The sequence below is a fragment of the Rhizorhabdus sp. P4_G5 genome (assembly GCF_056401065.1).
The window spans coordinates 135,755-150,267 of the sequence record NZ_JBFUKB010000007.1 but is presented as its reverse complement, the minus strand read 5'-3'; the positions used below and the strand labels follow the sequence as shown (position 1 = coordinate 150,267).

The window sequence follows — 14,513 nt, the reverse complement described above, 5'->3', positions numbered from 1 at the left end:
GCGCCGTCAGCCGCGTTCGAGGTCGGGCCCGAAATCGGCGGCAGTTCCGCCGGTCCAGGGGAAATGCCCGAAATAGCGCGCGCCCGCCTCGGCCTGGCTGTGGACCACCGTAAGGCGCTTCTCGTCGAAGATATCGGCCAGGGCGGCGGCAACGCGCTCGGCATCGATCGCCGGGTCGCAGATCTCGCCGGTCTCGGCCATGACGAGGCTCGACAACCGTCCGCCGCCGGTCAGCAGGATACGCCCCGTCTCGGTGCAGTCGCGGCTGAGGAACCAGCTCATCGCCGCCGCCACCTGCGCCGGCGCAAGATTGTCGCGGAACCATGCGACGGTGGCGCCGTCCGGGATCTGCTCTATCATCCGGGAATAGGAGGTCGGCATGACGGCGTTGACCAGGATGCCGAGCGGCCTGCCCTCGATCGCGGCATCGAGGGTAAGGCCGAGCATGCCCGCCTTCGCTGCGGCATAGGGCGCATTGCCGCCGACGCCGAGCACGCCGTTCGAACTGACATTGAGGATGCGGCCATAGGATTGCGCGGCCATCGACGGCCACACCGCCCGCATCAGATGATGGCCGCCGATCAGGTTGACGGCATAATGCCGCTCCACCTGGTCGTCGCGGTGGGCGGTGAACGGGCCGGGAATCGCAGTCCCGGCGTTATTCACGAGGATGTCGACCCTGCCGAACGTCTTGATCGCCGCCTCCACGATCGAACGGGCGGCATCCGCCGAGCCTACCGCCTCGCCATTCGCCACGGCGTGGCCGCCGCCCGCGACGATCTCGGCGGCGACGGCGACGGCCGAGCCCGATTCTCCCGCCCCCTCGCCGAGCACGTTGCCGCCATAATCGTTGACCAGCACAGTGGCACCGCGCCGCGCAAGCTCGAGGGCATAGGCGCGGCCCATGCCGCCGCCGGCGCCGGTCACGATCGCGACCTGATCATGGAAGCCGATCGTCACCGCGCGGCCTTGGCGAACTCGGGCATCATCTCCGCGGCCGATGCGAAGGAGCTGGTCCATTCGGGCTGGTGCTCGAGCCGGGTCATCACCTCGTCGAGCGTTCCATCCGCCAGGTCGTGGATCGGTCCTTCGAGGATCTGCACCCGGCGCACATGGCCGGCGCCGGCGTGATAGATGCCGCCCGAGCTCCGGCAGCGATCGCTGCTCAGCCAGCCGACCACGGGGGCCACCTTGTCGGCCGAGGCATATTCGGCCCATTGCTCGCCGAAATGTGCCGCCGACATCGGCGTGTAGGCGGCAGGCGCCACCACGTTGACGCGGATGTCCGCCGCATAAGGAACGTCCAGCGCGACCGAACGCGCGAGCCCGATCATCGCCGCCTTGGACGCGCCATAAGCGGCCGATTGCGTCTGGCCCCACAGGCCGGCGCTCGAAGCGGTGAGGACGACGCGGCCGTAGCCGCTGGCGAGCATCGCCGGCCAGACCGCTTTCAGCCCGAAGATGCAGCCCCACAGATTGATGTCCACCACCTCGCGCATCGCGTCGATCGTGACCGTGCCGAAATTGCTCCAGCGCACCACGCCGGCATTGCTGACGAAGATGTCGATCCCGCCGAAGTGCCGCAGGGCAAGCGCGGCCATCCCGGCCGCTGCCTGCTCGGATTCAACCGGCCCATCATGGGCAACCGCCCGTCCGCCGGCCGCCATGATCTCGTCGACCACCGCCTGCGCCGCCGACCGGCCATCAGGCGATAGCCGGTTGCTGACGACCACCGCGCAGCCGCGCGCGGCGAGCCAGTGGGCATAAGCACGGCCGAGACCTTTCGCCGCGCCCGTGACGATGGCCGTTCGGCCGGTAAAGCCGATGTCCGCCATCACAGCATCGTCTGTCCGCCGTCGACGTTGATCGTCTGGCCGGAGACATAGCGGCTGTCGTCGCCGGCAAGGAACAGCGCCACGGGGCCGATGTCCCCCTCGCAGTCGCCGAAATAGCCCAGCGAGATATCCTTGCGATACGCCTCGGCCTCGGCCGGATGCGCTGCCAGATACTGCACCGCAACCGGGCTGAGCGCCGCCGGGCAGATCACATTGACGCGGATCTTGTACTTGCCGAGTTCGCGCGCGGTGGAGCGCGAAAGCCCCCGGATCGCCTCCTTGGTTGCCGCATAGGACGAGAAGCCCACTCCGCCATAGATGCCTTCGCGCGACCCGAGGTTGATGATTGAGCCGCCCCTGGCCTTCATGTGCGGGACCGCAGCCTGCATGTGGTGGATGGTGCCGTAGAGACCGGACTCCATCGTCAGCGCCAGCGTCGCGTCGTCGAGATCCTCGAACATCGTCGCCGGCTTCGACGTCTGGGCATTGTTGACGAGGATATCCAGCCCGCCGAACAGGTCGACGGCCTTCGCAACGGCCGCGTCGGCATCGGCGCGGACACCCGCGGTGCCGGTGACGAACGCCGCCCTGGCGCCGAGCTTCCCGATCTCGGCGACGGCAGCTTCCAGCTTGCCAGCGTCGCGGCCGGTAATGAGGACCGCCGCTCCCTCGCGTGCATAGGTGCATGCAATGCCGAAGCCGACGCCCTGACCACCGCCAGTGATGATCGCGGTCTTGCCGCTCAGCTTGCCCATGTCTGCCGTCTCCATCGCTTCACCCTCTCCCGAGGTGGATGGAGGGGACAGCGGCGGCCGGTCCACGTCAATGCCGCAGCAGGGTTGGGCGCCGGGTCATCACCAGTCTGATCGGTTCGGCCACCAGGATCGCGGCGGCGGGCAAGGCTACGTCTCGTTCGGCGGCAGCCGGCTAGCGTGCGGGCGCGCACCCCCGAGGGCTGGCCGGCAACCGTTCAGCCGCGCGCGAGAACCACGGTCGCCTCGCTCGACAGCACGCCGCCATTGCCATGCGCCACCGCGAGTTCGGCATTCTGCACTTGTCGTTCGCCCGCTTCGCCGCGCAGCTGCCGGACGGCTTCCACCAGCAGGAACAGGCCATACATGCCGGGATGGACGCAGGAGAGGCCGCCGCCATTGGTGTTCACCGCGAGCCGGCCGCCCGGCCCGATCGCGCCCTCGGCGACGAAGCGCCCGCCCTCGCCCTTCGGGCAGAAGCCGAGATCCTCGAGGAACAGGATCGGCGTGATCGTGAAGGCATCGTACAACATCGCGAGATCGATGTCGGCCGGGCCGACGCCAGCCTGCGCGAAGGCCTGCGGGCCCGAGATCGCCGCGCCCGTCACCGTCAGGTCGGGCATCGAGCTGATCTCGCGATGGGTGACCGCGTGCGCGGCGCCCAGCACCTCGACCGGACGCCTGGCGCAGTCCTTCGCCCGATCCGCGCGCACCATCACCACGGCGGCAGCGCCATCGTTGAACAGGCAGCAATCGCGCACCGTCAGCGGATCCGAAACCATGCGTGCCGAGAGCACCTCGTCGATGCCCAGCGGATCGCGCATGGCGGCTTCGGGGTTGAGCTGCGCCCAGCGCCGCGCCGCCACCGCCACCTCGGCCAACTGCGAACGGGTGGTGCCGTAGAGATGCATGTGCCGGCTCGCGGCCAGGGCATAGGAGGAGATCGGCGCGAGTGGCCGGTAGGGCGCTTCCCAGGGGCTCTGGCGCGTCATCCCGACGGACAGCGGCGGGTTGCTTGCCGGGTTCGATCCATAGGCGATCAGCGCGCAGTCGATCAGCCCCGCCTCCAGTGCCAGCGCGGCCTGCTGGACATAGACCTCGAAAGCCGAGCCGCCGGTGCGGTTGCAATCGACGACCTTCGGCGTGAGGCCGAGATATTCGGCCAGCTCCATGCCGCCGAGCGCCTCATAGGGTGCCGAGGTGTAGAGCGCGTCGACGTCGGACAGCGTCAGGCCGGCATCGGCAAGCGCCAGCATCCCCGCGCGCGCGGCCATGTCGACCGCCGAAACGCCGGGGCACCTGCCGATGCCATAGGTGGCCGCGCCGACGATGGCGGTGCTTCTGCTGGGAAATCCGCGGGCGATGCTCATGCCGGCACGAAGACGAGCAACGGCGTCTCCCCGTCGCGAACGATGCGCGCGCGCACATCCATGCCGATCCGAACCGCGTCGGCATCGACGCCGTCGACCCTGCTCATCAGCCGCGGACCTTCGGCCAGATCGACCAGCACGACGTTATAGCTGTCGGCCGGGTCCTTCTTGCGGACGACGGTGACGGCATGAACAATAGCGCGGCCCGACGCCTCCACCCATTCCAGGTCATCGGCGCCAGTGCCGGGTTCGACGATGCGGGGGTAGAAGACATGCCCGCCGGTAGATCGGCTGCGCTGGATCATGAAGCGCCCCTCGGCCAGGTGTGCGCGCCACTCCGCTTCCGGCTGGATCATCGTGGTCATCGCCCGGCAAACACGGGCTTGCGCTTCTCGCGGAAGGCGCGAAGCCCTTCCTCATGGTCGTCGGTGCGGCTCGCGATCGGCTGCATCGTCGCCTCCATGTCGAGATATTGTTCGAAGCTGCTGTTCCAGGCGAGGTCGAACTGGCGCTTGGCGAGGCCCATCGCCACGGTGGGGCCTGCGGCAAAGCTCTCGGCAAGCGCCATCGCCCGCTCCATCAGCCTGTCGTCGGCCACCTTTTCATACACCAGTCCGAGCGACATCGCCTCCTCGGCCCCGATGATGCGACCCGAATAGATCAGTTCCTTGGCCTTCTGCGCGCCGAGCTGCTGGCGCAGATGCCATACCATCCCGCCGTCGGGCGCGAGGGCGATGTTGCGGAAGATCGCCGCGAACTTCGCCTTTTCGCCGGCCAGGACGATGTCGCAGGCCAGCGCATAGGACCAGCCGACCCCGACGCACACGCCCGGCACCGCCGCGATGGTCGGCTTCTTGAGCGCATAGATCGCCCGGGCGATGCGGTTGAGCGTATGCATGCGGTCGATCGACCCCACGACGCCGCCGACCCCGAGGGCACCGACATCCATCCCCGAGCAGAAGGCGCCGTTCGCGCCGGTGAGGATGACGGCGCGAACCTCAGGGTCGAGCGCGATCTCCTCGAACCCATGGTACAGCTGGCCGCGCATCTCATGCGTAATCGCGTTCTTCGTTTCGGGACGATTCAGCGTCACGGTCGCGACCGATCCATGCTTTTCGATATCTATGCTCATCAGGCGCTCCAAGCCGGTGTTCCCCCGGTGTGTTGGCGGAAGACCCGACGGTCAAGCGACGCAGCAAACATCGCAAGCATGATGACCTCCGCGGCGCATGGAAAGCGCGGGACGCCGCCTTTATCCCCGCATCCGGACCCAAGGGAGGGCAGTCATGAAGGAAGCAGCGATCGTCGCCACGGCGCGAACCCCGATCGGCAAGGCCCATCGCGGCGCCCTCAACAATGTCCATGGCGCAACCCTGGCCGGGCATGTGATCGCCGCGGCCGTCGCGCGCGCCGGTATCGATCCCGGCGAGATCGACGATGTCCTGCTCGGTTCTGCGCGGTGCGAGGGCGCGGTCGGTTCGAACATCGCGCGCCAGGCGGCACTCAGGGCCGGCCTGCCGGTCAGCGTATGCGGCGTGACGCTCGACCGGAAATGCGCCTCGGGCCTGCAGGCCATCGCCTTTGCCGCACAGCGGATCAGAAGCGGGGAAGGCGGGGTGCATGTCGCCGGTGGGGTCGAGACCGTTTCGCTGGTCGATCCCCATCGCAACCTGTTCCGCAACAAGGACGAATGGCTGCTCGAGCACAAGCCGGAAATCTACATGGCGATGAACCTCACCGGCGACATCGTCGCGCGCCGCTATGGGGTGAGCCGCGAGGCGCAGGACGAATTCTCGGCGATCAGCCAGGCGCGCACCGCCGCGGCGCAGGCGCAGGGGCTGTTCGACGCGGAGATCGTGCCGATCGCCGCCACGCGGAACATCGTCGACAAGGCGCTGACGGTGACCGGCCAGGAGCAGGTCCTGTTCGATCGCGACGAATGCAATCGTCCCGGCACCGCCGTGGAACAGCTGGCAAAGCTCAAGCCGCTGTTCGAGGGCGGCACCGTCACCGCAGGCAATTGCAGCCAGCTGTCCGACGGCGCGAGCGTGTGCGTACTCATGGATGCGGACGAGGCATCGCGCCGCGGCATCCCGATCCTCGGCCTTTACAAGGGCATGCAGGTGGCCGGCTGTGAGCCCGACGAGATGGGGATCGGGCCGGTGTTCGCCGTGCCCCGGCTGCTGGCGCGGGCCGGGCTGTCGGTCTCGGACATCGACCTCTGGGAGCTCAACGAGGCCTATGCGAGCCAGGCGCTCTATTGCCGTGATCGCCTGGGCATCCCGCAGGACCGCCTGAATGTAGATGGCGGCGCGATCGCGCTCGGCCATCCGTTCGGCATGACGGGATCGCGGATGACCGGCCACGCCCTGCTGGCCGGCCGCCGGCTGGGCGCCCGCAACGCGGTGGTGACGATGTGCATCGGCGGCGGCATGGGCGCGGCGGCCCTGTTCGAGCTGGCTTCCTAGCGGAAAGAGCATTCACAAGGCGCGTCCGTCGATATCGTTGCCGCCATCATGGCCTTTACGCATTGAGGACATTTGAAGGAGTTTGCAGGTGACTGTTGAAGTTCTGCTCCCGAAAATCGGATTTCCGATGAACGAGGGCGTCCTGGCCGAATGGCTGGGCCAGGACGGCGGACAGGCGATCGAAGGCGCGCCGCTCTTCACGCTGGAATCGGAGAAATCGACCCAGGAGGTCGAAAGCCCCGTGACCGGCACGCTGAAGATCGTCGCGCAGGCCGGCGAGACCTATGACGTTGGCACCGTCCTTGCGCGGATCGGCTGAGCGATGCGCTGGATCCTGCATATAAGTTCACGCGCACTGCCCGCCCGCGAAGCCGAATATGATCGCTGGTATGGGGAGACCCATGTCGGCGAGGTGCTTGCGCTCCCCGGATTTCTGTCGTGCAAGCGCTACCGGCAGTTTGGCGTGGATGGCCAGCCCGACGGCGTCTTCGTGGCTCAATATGAGGTGGAGACCGACGATCCACCGGCCCTGCTGCAGGCGTTGTTTGCCGCGGCGCCGACGATGCGGCTAACCGACTCGATCGATAACGCCAGCGTCTCCTGCTCCTTCCTCCAACCGCACGGCTGAGCATGCGCGCCATCGTGATGCACCGATATGGCGGCCCGGATGTGCTGGAACTCGGCGACATTCCACGGCCGAACCCGCAGTCGGGCGAAGCGCTGGTCCGGATCCGGGCAGCCGCGGTCAATCCGGCGGACGGCAAATGGCGGGCGGGGATGTTCGCCGATTTCGCGCCGATCGGCTTTCCCCATGTCCTGGGCTACGACATTGCCGGCGTCATCGAGGGTGCGAGCGATTTTCCGGAAGGCACCCGGGTTGCGGCCATGCTCGATCCCTTCACCAAGGGCGGATATGCCGAATATGCCGCCGTGCGCCATGATCGGCTGGCCGTCCTGCCCGATGGCCTTTCCTTCGAACGTGCGGCCGCGGTGCCCACCGCCGGCCTCACCGGCTGCCAGCTGGTTGAAAATGCCGTCGATGCGCGGGCGGGCCAGCGCATCCTGCTCACCGGCGCGGTGGGCGCGGTGGGCCGGTTCGCGCTGCATGCGGCGCGGCTGCGTGGCGTCAGCGTCGTTGCCGCCGTGCGCGCCGCCCAGAAAGCCGAAGCGATGGCGCTCGGTGCCGACGAGGCGATCATGCTGGGCGAGCATGGCTGGTCGGGCGAGCCGTTCGATCATGTCGTGGACACCGTCGGCGGCCCGTCGGTCGCCGCCTTGTGCCGACACCTCCGCGCCGGCGGCAAGATCGCCACGGCGGCCACGACGCCGATCGATCCGGAGGGCCTGGCTGCTATCCCGCAGTTCCACGGGGTCACGACGGATGCCGTGCGGCTCGCGCGATTGCTGGAGGCCGTCGCCAATGGCGACGTCGAGGTGCCGATCGCGAAGATGCTGCCGCTGGATGCGGCGGCGGAGGCGCAGCGCCTGACCGATGCGGGCGGCGCGGGCGGCAAGATCATCCTGATGGCCTGACCGCCCCACCGTCGGCATCGTCCCATCGCCGATCAATGCGGCGATGGGCGTGGCGTCACCATTTGCGGCGAAGCTGCGCGCCGATCCGGCGACGGCGCAGCGCCTCCTGCCGTTCCGCCTCACCGATCCGTGCGAAGGGCGCGGGCAGATGATCGGCGAGATCGGCGAATTTCACCCGGGTGATGCTCGGGGTCGGATGGCTCGAGCAGCGATACCAGCGGCCGATCAGCATGCCGTAGCAATGGCCGCCGCTGTCGAGCCAGTTGGCGACGCCGGGATCCCGATGCGCGAGCACGGCACGGAACCTGCCATCGGCGTCGACCCGGGCCTGGAGGCCGTTGAGGCTGGACTGGCGGTAGACATAGTCGACCTGGTTCCAGAGGCCATCGATCACCTGGATGTTCCAATAGGGCCGCTGTTCGGGCAGCTCCGATTCGATGATAAGCGCTTCGTCTTCGCCGATGTCGAACACCGTCTCCCAATAGGCCTGCGGCCAATCCTGGCCATTGCCGAGCTCCTGGAAGCTGGTGAGATTGAAGCGGTTGACGAAGCCGTGCTCGGCGCACCGGGCGACCGCGCCGATCGAGATCTGCGACAGGTTGCGCACATAGCCGCCGAACAGATGCGATAGCCGGGCATCGGTCTGTTCCGGGGTAAGCGGCGGGCGGATGGCCGGCGCGTCGAGCCGCTCGATGGCGAGGCGCAGGTCGCGCTCCTTGCCCCAGTCATAGGAGAATTGCCGAACCAGGATGAAGTCGGCCTGGGGCGGCAGGGACAGCCAGTTGCCGTCATGGCCCGCGGGCCGCTCGGTGCTGAAGATCACCTCGAAACGGCCATCGGGATCGATGTCCAGATCATCGAGATCGTAATTGCCGAGGCCCTGGCCCGGAGCGGCGTCCATGCCGATGATCCGGTTGCCCAGCGCGAAGCCTGCGACCGGCGCATCGCCACGCTCGCCGATCACCCGATAGACGCCGTGCCCGTCGACGGGAGCATAATAATAGACCGCGTCGGGATTGGGCTGCGCCAGGAACACGGAATTCTCGAACGGCGCAAATTCCGGATGATCCGGCGTCGACTGGAACAGCAGGAAATAGCCCTGCGACAGGTTCATGGCGAACTGGCGCCAGAGCTGGGCCTTCATCGCCTCGCTGGCGGGAAAGGCTGTGCGGGCGAGGAGCTCTTCCGCGGGCTTCAACAGTTCCGCATAGTCGGCCCAGTTCCTCATCCCGTCTCTCCTGCCGTCAGTTTCGTTCAAGGTGGCGGATCGGCTCCAATGAAGCCAGCTGCCCGATATCGTCGGCCTGCCGCCGGACGAACCAACGCATCCATGATGGCGGCTTCCTCCCATCGTTCGACAAAGCGTGATAATGTCGCGGTCACATGCAACGATTATTTGGGATTGGAACATAGCGGTGGACCGGCTGACGTCGATGGAAGCCTTTGTGGCGGTGGCGGAGCTGGGATCCTTCACCCGCGCGGCGGCCAGGATGCGGATGTCGGCAGCGATGATGACGCTGCATGTCGCGCGGCTCGAGGAGAAGCTCGGCGTCCGCCTGTTCAACCGCACGACCCGCCGTGTCGACCTGACCGAGGATGGGCGACAGCTGCTCGATCATGCCCGCGCCGCGCTCCACGCCTTCACCCTTGCGGAAAATGCGCTGAAGCCCGGCAGCGGACTGACGGGCCGGGTGCGCATAGATGCGCCGGCCTCGATCGGGCACGGCTTCGTGGTTCCGGCGCTGGAGCTGTTCCACCGGCTATACCCGGATATCGTGATCGACCTGAGCCTGGGCGATCGCGGCACGGTATTCCGCGCCGACGGCTTCGATATCCTGCTGCGGGTCGGCGAGGCCCCGTTATCGGGTTGGATCAGCGTGCCGCTGGGCGCGACCCGGCTCGTCTGCCTGGCCGCGCCCGATTATCTGGAGCGCAACGGCACGCCCGCGGCGCCCGAGGATCTGAACGATCATCGTTGCATTCTCTATGCCAGCGTCGAGGGGCCGGGCGGCGATCCCTGGAGCTTCATCCAGAACGGAAAGCGCCTGCGGATAAGGCCGCCGGCCGCTTTCACCTTCAACGATGGCGCGGCGATCATGGCGACCGCCTGCGCGGGGCTCGGGATCGCGCAGAATCTGGAGATGCTCGCGCATGAGGAGCTGCGGACAGGCCGGCTGCAGCCGGTGCTGGAAAGCTGGACCAGGCCGACCCTGCCAGTGGTGCTGATGAGTGCCAAGGACCGCTATGCGCTGCCCTATGTCCGCGCCGTGATGGATTTCCTGACCGAGCGGGTCGACTGGCGCCTTTGAACGGTCGGCTCAGCCGCCGCGGGTTACGGGGATCAGCGCTCCGCTGATCGCCCGGGCAGCGGGAGAGGCAAGGAACAGGATCACCTCGGCGAGCGCCGCAGGCTGAACCCATTTGCCGAAATCCGCATCGGGCATGTCGGCCCGATTGACGGGCGTGTCGATGATGCTGGGCAGCAGCGCGTTGACGGTGATATCGCTGCCATCCAGTTCGGCGGCCAGGCTCTCCGTCAGCTTGTGGACCGCCGCCTTCGAAGCGGCATATGCGCCCATGCCGGCGGCGGCGGCCACCGCAGCGCCTGCGCCGATGTTGACGATGCGCCCCTGCTTGGACTTGGATAATTCGGGAAGAGCGGCCTTGGTCATGGTGACGCAGGTGGTCGCATTCATCGCGAACATCCTGTTCCAGGTGTCGCTGCCGCCATCCGCCAGCGTCTGCCAGACGAAGCCGCCGGCGATGTTGACGAGCACGTCGATCCCGCCGAACGCATCGGCCACCGCCGCCACGGCCTTTTCGGCCGCCGCACGATCGGTCAGGTCTATTCCGCCCAGGTCCAGCGCGCCATCCAGCTGCTCCGGCGCGGAGGCCGCGAAATCGATCCGGGCGACCTGATCGCCCTGTGCCGCGAACGCGGCCGCAACCGCGCGTCCCAAGGTGCCGAACCCGCCGGTGACTATGATTGATCGTGCCATGGCCGCTCTCTTATTCGCCACCGCGCTGGCGCGTCAACGGCCGGACATAAGATATGTCCCCCTTGTCGCGGCGGCTGGGACCGGATTTGTGGAGCAGCTGCTCGGCAGCTTCGGGCAGCCGGTTTTCCATGAAAAGACCGGCCTTCTCGTTCACGCAGACGCGGTGCGCGATCCGCCATTCGCCGTGGCGTCTTTCGAACCGGTCGACATAGCGGCCGAAAGCGAGGGTGGGCGGCCCCATGCGATTCTCGCCCCAGAAGATATAATAAGTCTCGCCATGGGCGGTATCGCCATCGAGATCCAGCACATGATTGGCGATGATATGCTGATGCAGGGTCTGATATTCGCGATGCCAGCCAAGCGCCCAGTCGACGAACTCGGCCGCGCCTCCCTCTGCCACGCCATGCTCGTCGAACGCGTCGGGCCAATATGCGGACAGCATCAGTTCGCGGTCGTGGCGGTCCACGCCGCGCGTGTAGCGGTGCAGGCATTGCAGGATATCGGCACGATCCTTTTGCTCGCGCACGAACGCAATGAGTTCGGGCGTCAGCTGCGTATCGGACATGGCGTTTCCTTCGATGGGAGGCAGTAGGAGCAACAGTCAGGCGGCGGCAGGCGCCGCGCGGGCGCCGCGGATGAGCCGCCCCGGCAGGGCACCGGTCGCCACCCCGTTGCGATAGGTGACGACTCCGCTGACGATCGTCGCCTCATAACCATCCGCGCGCTGCGACAGCCGGCGCCCTCCGGCCGGCAGATTATAGGTGGCGTGCGGTGCATGAAGGTGCAGCCGTTCCATATCGATCACGTTGACATCGGCCTTGTAGCCCGGCTTCAGCAGCCCGCGGTCGCCGAGGCCTACCGTCTGCGCCGGCTCATAGGCGAGCTTGCGGATCGCGTAGGGCAGCTCGATCTTGCGGTCGGGCTCCGCGTCGCGCACCCAGTAGGTGAGCATATAGGTGGTATAGGCGGCGTCGCAGATCATGCTGTAATGCGCGCCACCATCGCCGAGCGCCGGCACGGTATGCGGGGTGTTGAGCAGATGGCGGCCGGAGCTTTCGAATTTCTCGCCCTCGGCATTGCCCATCGGGCGATAGAGCACTTCATGGCCGTCGCGCTGGAGCAGCGCGTCGTAGATCAGTTCCCTGGGATCGACTCCCTGGGCGCGGGCGCGGGCGGCGATGCTGTCCTGCGCACGAGGGTTATAGTTGGGCGGATCGCCGAGAACGAACAGCGCGTCGAGATCGGACACGATATATTTGAAGAAGGGCTGCGGATCTTCCGGCGATTCTGCGATCAACCGCCGGCGGAACTCTGGGTCGCGCATCCGCACCACCTTCTGGTCGAGCGGCAGATGCTCGATCTCGCGGAAACTGGGGTTGAGCGAGAAGGGATGGAGCGACAATTCCAGGCCCAGCAAGCCGCCGGTCGGGCGCGGGATCACCTGGCCGCGGATTTCGAGCCCTTCCTTGTTGGCCTGTTCGAGATCGTCGAGGATCTCGCGCCAGTCGCCGGGGTTCTGCGGCGTCTGCATGAAGGTGAACGAGACCGGGCGGCCCGAGGTCGTGGCGATCTCGCGCAGCAGGTCGAAGCGTTGGCGCGCGGTGATGTCATAGCTGGGCACCATCTGGAACACGCCCTTGCCGGCGTCATGCAGGCCGGCGGCCAGCGCCAGCACTTCCTGGTCTTCCGTCGGCACCGAAGGTGCCAGCTCCCCGGAGCGGAAACGGTGCGCATAGCTGCGCGATGTCGTGACGCCGATCGCACCCGCTTCGATCGCTTCGCGGGTCAGCCGCCGCATCTCGGCAAGATCCTCATCGGTCGGCGGTTCGAGCTGTGCGCCGCGCTCGCCCATCACATAAACGCGCAGCGGGCTGTGCGGCAGCTGGGCAGCGAAGTCGATGTCGCCATGCCGCTTTTCCAGCGCGTCGAGATAGTCGGGGAAGCTTTCCCAGTTGAACGGCACGCCTTCGGCCATGACGACCTCGGGAATGTCTTCCACCCCTTCCATCAGCTTGATCATAAGCTGATGGTCGCCGGGTTTCACGGGTGCGAAGCCGACCCCGCAATTGCCCATGACGACCGTGGTCACACCATGGTCGGACGAGGGGGCGAGCCGGTTCTCCCAGGTGATCTGTCCATCATAATGGGTGTGGATGTCCACGAAGCCTGGCGTGACGATCTTGCCGCGGGCGTCGATCTCCTCGGCGCCCAGGCCATCGATCGTGCCCATGGCCGCGATGCGCCCGTCGGCGATCGCCACATCGGCCATGAAGGGTGCCCCACCGCTGCCGTCGAACAGCGTTCCGCCGCGAATGACGATATCGAAATCAGGCATGTTTCCGCTCCTTCATGTCAAGGCGGCCCATCGGATCATCGCCGCGGCCGCCACGCTTTGCGCCAAGACTATTCTTTGTTCGACCACCGCACAAACGCATCAGTTCAGCCTTCAGCCCTGTGATAACTGCGCGAAAAAGCTTCCGACATTCGCCGCAAAGGCCACCGGCTCCTCCAGCGCCGCGAAATGGCCGCCCGACGCCATCTGTTGCCAGTCGGCGACGTTGAAGGCGCGTTCGGCAGCACTGCGCGGAGGATAAGGCATGAACTCGCGCGGATAGAGGGCCAGGCCGGTCGGCACCTCGATGCGCCGGTGCGGCCGCTGCTCCGTGAAGATGCTGTGGTACATCCAGATTGCCGACTGGACGGCGTCGTTCACCAGATAGACCATGATGTTGTCGAGCAGCCAGTCCTTGGAGAAACGGCTCTCGATGGCGCCGCCCGTGTCGCCCCAGCCATGGAATTTCTCGGCCACCCAGCCGGCGAAGCCGATCGGCGTGTCGGCCAGGGCGAGGCCGATCGTCTGCGGCTTGGTCGCGTGCTCCATCATATAGGCGGACTCGCGCAGCTGTACCGCGGACATCGCCTGGCGATAGGCAGTCGTCTCGGCATCATCGCCCTCCGTGGATGCGGGGGCCATGAACAGGTTGAGATGGATCGCGGCGACCACGTCGCCATGATCGGCGCCCAGCGAGGCCGTCACCGCCGATCCCCAGTCCCCGCCCTGTGCGCCGAAGCGGGCATAGCCGAGCTTGTCGATCATCAGCTCTCGCCACATGCGCGCGACGCCGGCCGGCCCGATCGGGCGAGGCGGGCGGCTGGAGAAACCGTAACCGGGTAGGGACGGAATGACGAGATCGAAGCCCATTGCAGTGAGCGGCTCGATCACGCCCATGAACTCCAGCACCGATCCAGGCCAGCCATGGGTTAGCAGGATCGGGAAGGCCATGGCCGGCCCGGTGCCGCGCACATGGATGAAATGGACATCGACATCGTCGATCCGGGTCCGGAAATGCGGCAGGCTGTTGAGCTCCGCCTCGCAGCGGCGCCAGTCATAGCCGGTGCGCCAATGGTCGAGCAGCCCCGCCAGCCATCGCGCGTCTGTGCCGTAACGCCAATCGGCATCATCGGCTGGCGCATAGCCGACCTCGCATAGCGCCAGCTTCGCGGCGATGCGGTCGAGCTTCGCCTGGGGGACATCGATGCGGAAGGGTTCCACCGA

At 66.9% G+C, this 14,513-nt stretch carries 16 protein-coding genes; 5 read left to right on the top strand and 11 right to left on the bottom strand.

All coding sequences use genetic code 11. The features are described from left to right. Positions 1-6: 6 nt before the first annotated feature. The 6 genes from AC1DQK_RS14515 to AC1DQK_RS14490 form a co-directional block, all read right to left on the bottom strand. Positions 7-1,020: an SDR family NAD(P)-dependent oxidoreductase gene (locus AC1DQK_RS14515; RefSeq protein ID WP_477871702.1), complete on the bottom strand. Its 1,014-nt coding sequence runs from the start codon at positions 1,018-1,020 to the stop codon at positions 7-9. Beyond that, positions 957-1,835 carry an SDR family NAD(P)-dependent oxidoreductase gene (locus AC1DQK_RS14510; protein WP_477871700.1) on the bottom strand — a complete coding sequence of 293 codons (879 nt, stop codon included), beginning with the start codon at positions 1,833-1,835 and terminating at the stop codon, positions 957-959. The genes AC1DQK_RS14515 and AC1DQK_RS14510 overlap by 64 nt, the downstream gene beginning before the upstream one ends. Next, positions 1,835-2,605 (bottom strand): SDR family NAD(P)-dependent oxidoreductase, encoded by a 771-nt coding sequence (locus tag AC1DQK_RS14505; RefSeq protein WP_477871698.1) that lies wholly within the window; start codon positions 2,603-2,605, stop codon positions 1,835-1,837. Before AC1DQK_RS14505 ends, AC1DQK_RS14510 begins: the two co-directional genes overlap by 1 nt. A gap of 200 nt (positions 2,606-2,805) precedes the next feature. Continuing rightward, entirely contained in the window at positions 2,806-3,957 is a 1,152-nt protein-coding gene (locus tag AC1DQK_RS14500; protein WP_477871696.1) for a thiolase, read from the bottom strand. Further along, entirely contained in the window at positions 3,954-4,322 is a 369-nt protein-coding gene (locus tag AC1DQK_RS14495; RefSeq protein WP_477871694.1) for a Zn-ribbon domain-containing OB-fold protein, read from the bottom strand. The genes AC1DQK_RS14500 and AC1DQK_RS14495 overlap by 4 nt, the downstream gene beginning before the upstream one ends. Continuing rightward, entirely contained in the window at positions 4,319-5,089 is a 771-nt protein-coding gene (locus AC1DQK_RS14490; RefSeq protein WP_477871692.1) for an enoyl-CoA hydratase/isomerase family protein, read from the bottom strand. Before AC1DQK_RS14490 ends, AC1DQK_RS14495 begins: the two co-directional genes overlap by 4 nt. Before the next feature lie 154 nt (positions 5,090-5,243). Between AC1DQK_RS14490 and AC1DQK_RS14485 the strand changes: the two genes are divergently transcribed. The 4 genes from AC1DQK_RS14485 (at position 5,244) to AC1DQK_RS14470 (ending at position 7,958) form a co-directional block, all read left to right on the top strand. Further along, positions 5,244-6,425, top strand: coding sequence for an acetyl-CoA C-acyltransferase (locus AC1DQK_RS14485; protein ID WP_477871690.1), 1,182 nt, complete (start codon positions 5,244-5,246; stop codon positions 6,423-6,425). A gap of 88 nt (positions 6,426-6,513) precedes the next feature. Further along, positions 6,514-6,744, top strand: coding sequence for a biotin/lipoyl-containing protein (locus AC1DQK_RS14480; protein ID WP_477871688.1), 231 nt, complete (start codon positions 6,514-6,516; stop codon positions 6,742-6,744). 3 nt (positions 6,745-6,747) lie between these two features. Further along, positions 6,748-7,053, top strand: coding sequence for a hypothetical protein (locus AC1DQK_RS14475; protein WP_477871686.1), 306 nt, complete (start codon positions 6,748-6,750; stop codon positions 7,051-7,053). 2 nt (positions 7,054-7,055) lie between these two features. Then, a complete protein-coding gene (locus AC1DQK_RS14470; RefSeq protein WP_477871684.1) occupies positions 7,056-7,958 on the top strand; it encodes an NADP-dependent oxidoreductase in 903 nt (300 codons plus the stop codon). Positions 7,959-8,013: 55 nt separating this feature from the next. Here the strand turns inward: AC1DQK_RS14470 and AC1DQK_RS14465 are convergent, their stop codons facing one another. Continuing rightward, positions 8,014-9,186, bottom strand: coding sequence for a DUF1214 domain-containing protein (locus AC1DQK_RS14465; protein WP_477871682.1), 1,173 nt, complete (start codon positions 9,184-9,186; stop codon positions 8,014-8,016). Between the two features lie 187 nt (positions 9,187-9,373). On the opposite strand from AC1DQK_RS14465, the gene AC1DQK_RS14460 reads away from it, so the two are divergent. Continuing rightward, positions 9,374-10,267, top strand: a complete 894-nt coding sequence (locus AC1DQK_RS14460) for a LysR family transcriptional regulator (protein WP_477871680.1) — start codon at positions 9,374-9,376, stop codon at positions 10,265-10,267. Positions 10,268-10,276: 9 nt separating this feature from the next. Here AC1DQK_RS14460 and AC1DQK_RS14455 read toward each other — a convergent pair whose 3' ends face one another. The 4 genes from AC1DQK_RS14455 to AC1DQK_RS14440 all read right to left on the bottom strand — a co-directional run bounded on the left by AC1DQK_RS14455 (position 10,277) and on the right by AC1DQK_RS14440 (position 14,510). After that, entirely contained in the window at positions 10,277-10,957 is a 681-nt protein-coding gene (locus AC1DQK_RS14455) for an SDR family NAD(P)-dependent oxidoreductase (RefSeq protein ID WP_477871678.1), read from the bottom strand. A gap of 10 nt (positions 10,958-10,967) precedes the next feature. Next, positions 10,968-11,522, bottom strand: a complete 555-nt coding sequence (locus tag AC1DQK_RS14450) for a nuclear transport factor 2 family protein (RefSeq protein WP_477871676.1) — start codon at positions 11,520-11,522, stop codon at positions 10,968-10,970. A gap of 36 nt (positions 11,523-11,558) precedes the next feature. Further along, entirely contained in the window at positions 11,559-13,292 is a 1,734-nt protein-coding gene (locus tag AC1DQK_RS14445; RefSeq protein WP_477871674.1) for an N-acyl-D-amino-acid deacylase family protein, read from the bottom strand. A 111-nt stretch (positions 13,293-13,403) separates the two neighbouring features. After that, entirely contained in the window at positions 13,404-14,510 is a 1,107-nt protein-coding gene (locus AC1DQK_RS14440) for an epoxide hydrolase family protein (RefSeq protein ID WP_477871672.1), read from the bottom strand. Positions 14,511-14,513: the final 3 nt, after the last annotated feature.

Coding starts and splice junctions, on each gene's coding strand:
- AC1DQK_RS14515 (WP_477871702.1), bottom strand. CDS start 1,020: ATGGACCAGCTCCTTCGCATCGGCCGCGGAGATGATGCCCGAGTTCGC.
- AC1DQK_RS14510 (WP_477871700.1), bottom strand. CDS start 1,835: ATGGCGGACATCGGCTTTACCGGCCGAACGGCCATCGTCACGGGCGCG.
- AC1DQK_RS14505 (WP_477871698.1), bottom strand. CDS start 2,605: ATGGAGACGGCAGACATGGGCAAGCTGAGCGGCAAGACCGCGATCATC.
- AC1DQK_RS14500 (WP_477871696.1), bottom strand. CDS start 3,957: ATGAGCATCGCCCGCGGATTTCCCAGCAGAAGCACCGCCATCGTCGGC.
- AC1DQK_RS14495 (WP_477871694.1), bottom strand. CDS start 4,322: ATGACCACGATGATCCAGCCGGAAGCGGAGTGGCGCGCACACCTGGCC.
- AC1DQK_RS14490 (WP_477871692.1), bottom strand. CDS start 5,089: ATGAGCATAGATATCGAAAAGCATGGATCGGTCGCGACCGTGACGCTG.
- AC1DQK_RS14485 (WP_477871690.1), top strand. CDS start 5,244: ATGAAGGAAGCAGCGATCGTCGCCACGGCGCGAACCCCGATCGGCAAG.
- AC1DQK_RS14475 (WP_477871686.1), top strand. CDS start 6,748: ATGCGCTGGATCCTGCATATAAGTTCACGCGCACTGCCCGCCCGCGAA.
- AC1DQK_RS14470 (WP_477871684.1), top strand. CDS start 7,056: ATGCGCGCCATCGTGATGCACCGATATGGCGGCCCGGATGTGCTGGAA.
- AC1DQK_RS14465 (WP_477871682.1), bottom strand. CDS start 9,186: ATGAGGAACTGGGCCGACTATGCGGAACTGTTGAAGCCCGCGGAAGAG.
- AC1DQK_RS14455 (WP_477871678.1), bottom strand. CDS start 10,957: ATGGCACGATCAATCATAGTCACCGGCGGGTTCGGCACCTTGGGACGC.
- AC1DQK_RS14450 (WP_477871676.1), bottom strand. CDS start 11,522: ATGTCCGATACGCAGCTGACGCCCGAACTCATTGCGTTCGTGCGCGAG.
- AC1DQK_RS14445 (WP_477871674.1), bottom strand. CDS start 13,292: ATGCCTGATTTCGATATCGTCATTCGCGGCGGAACGCTGTTCGACGGC.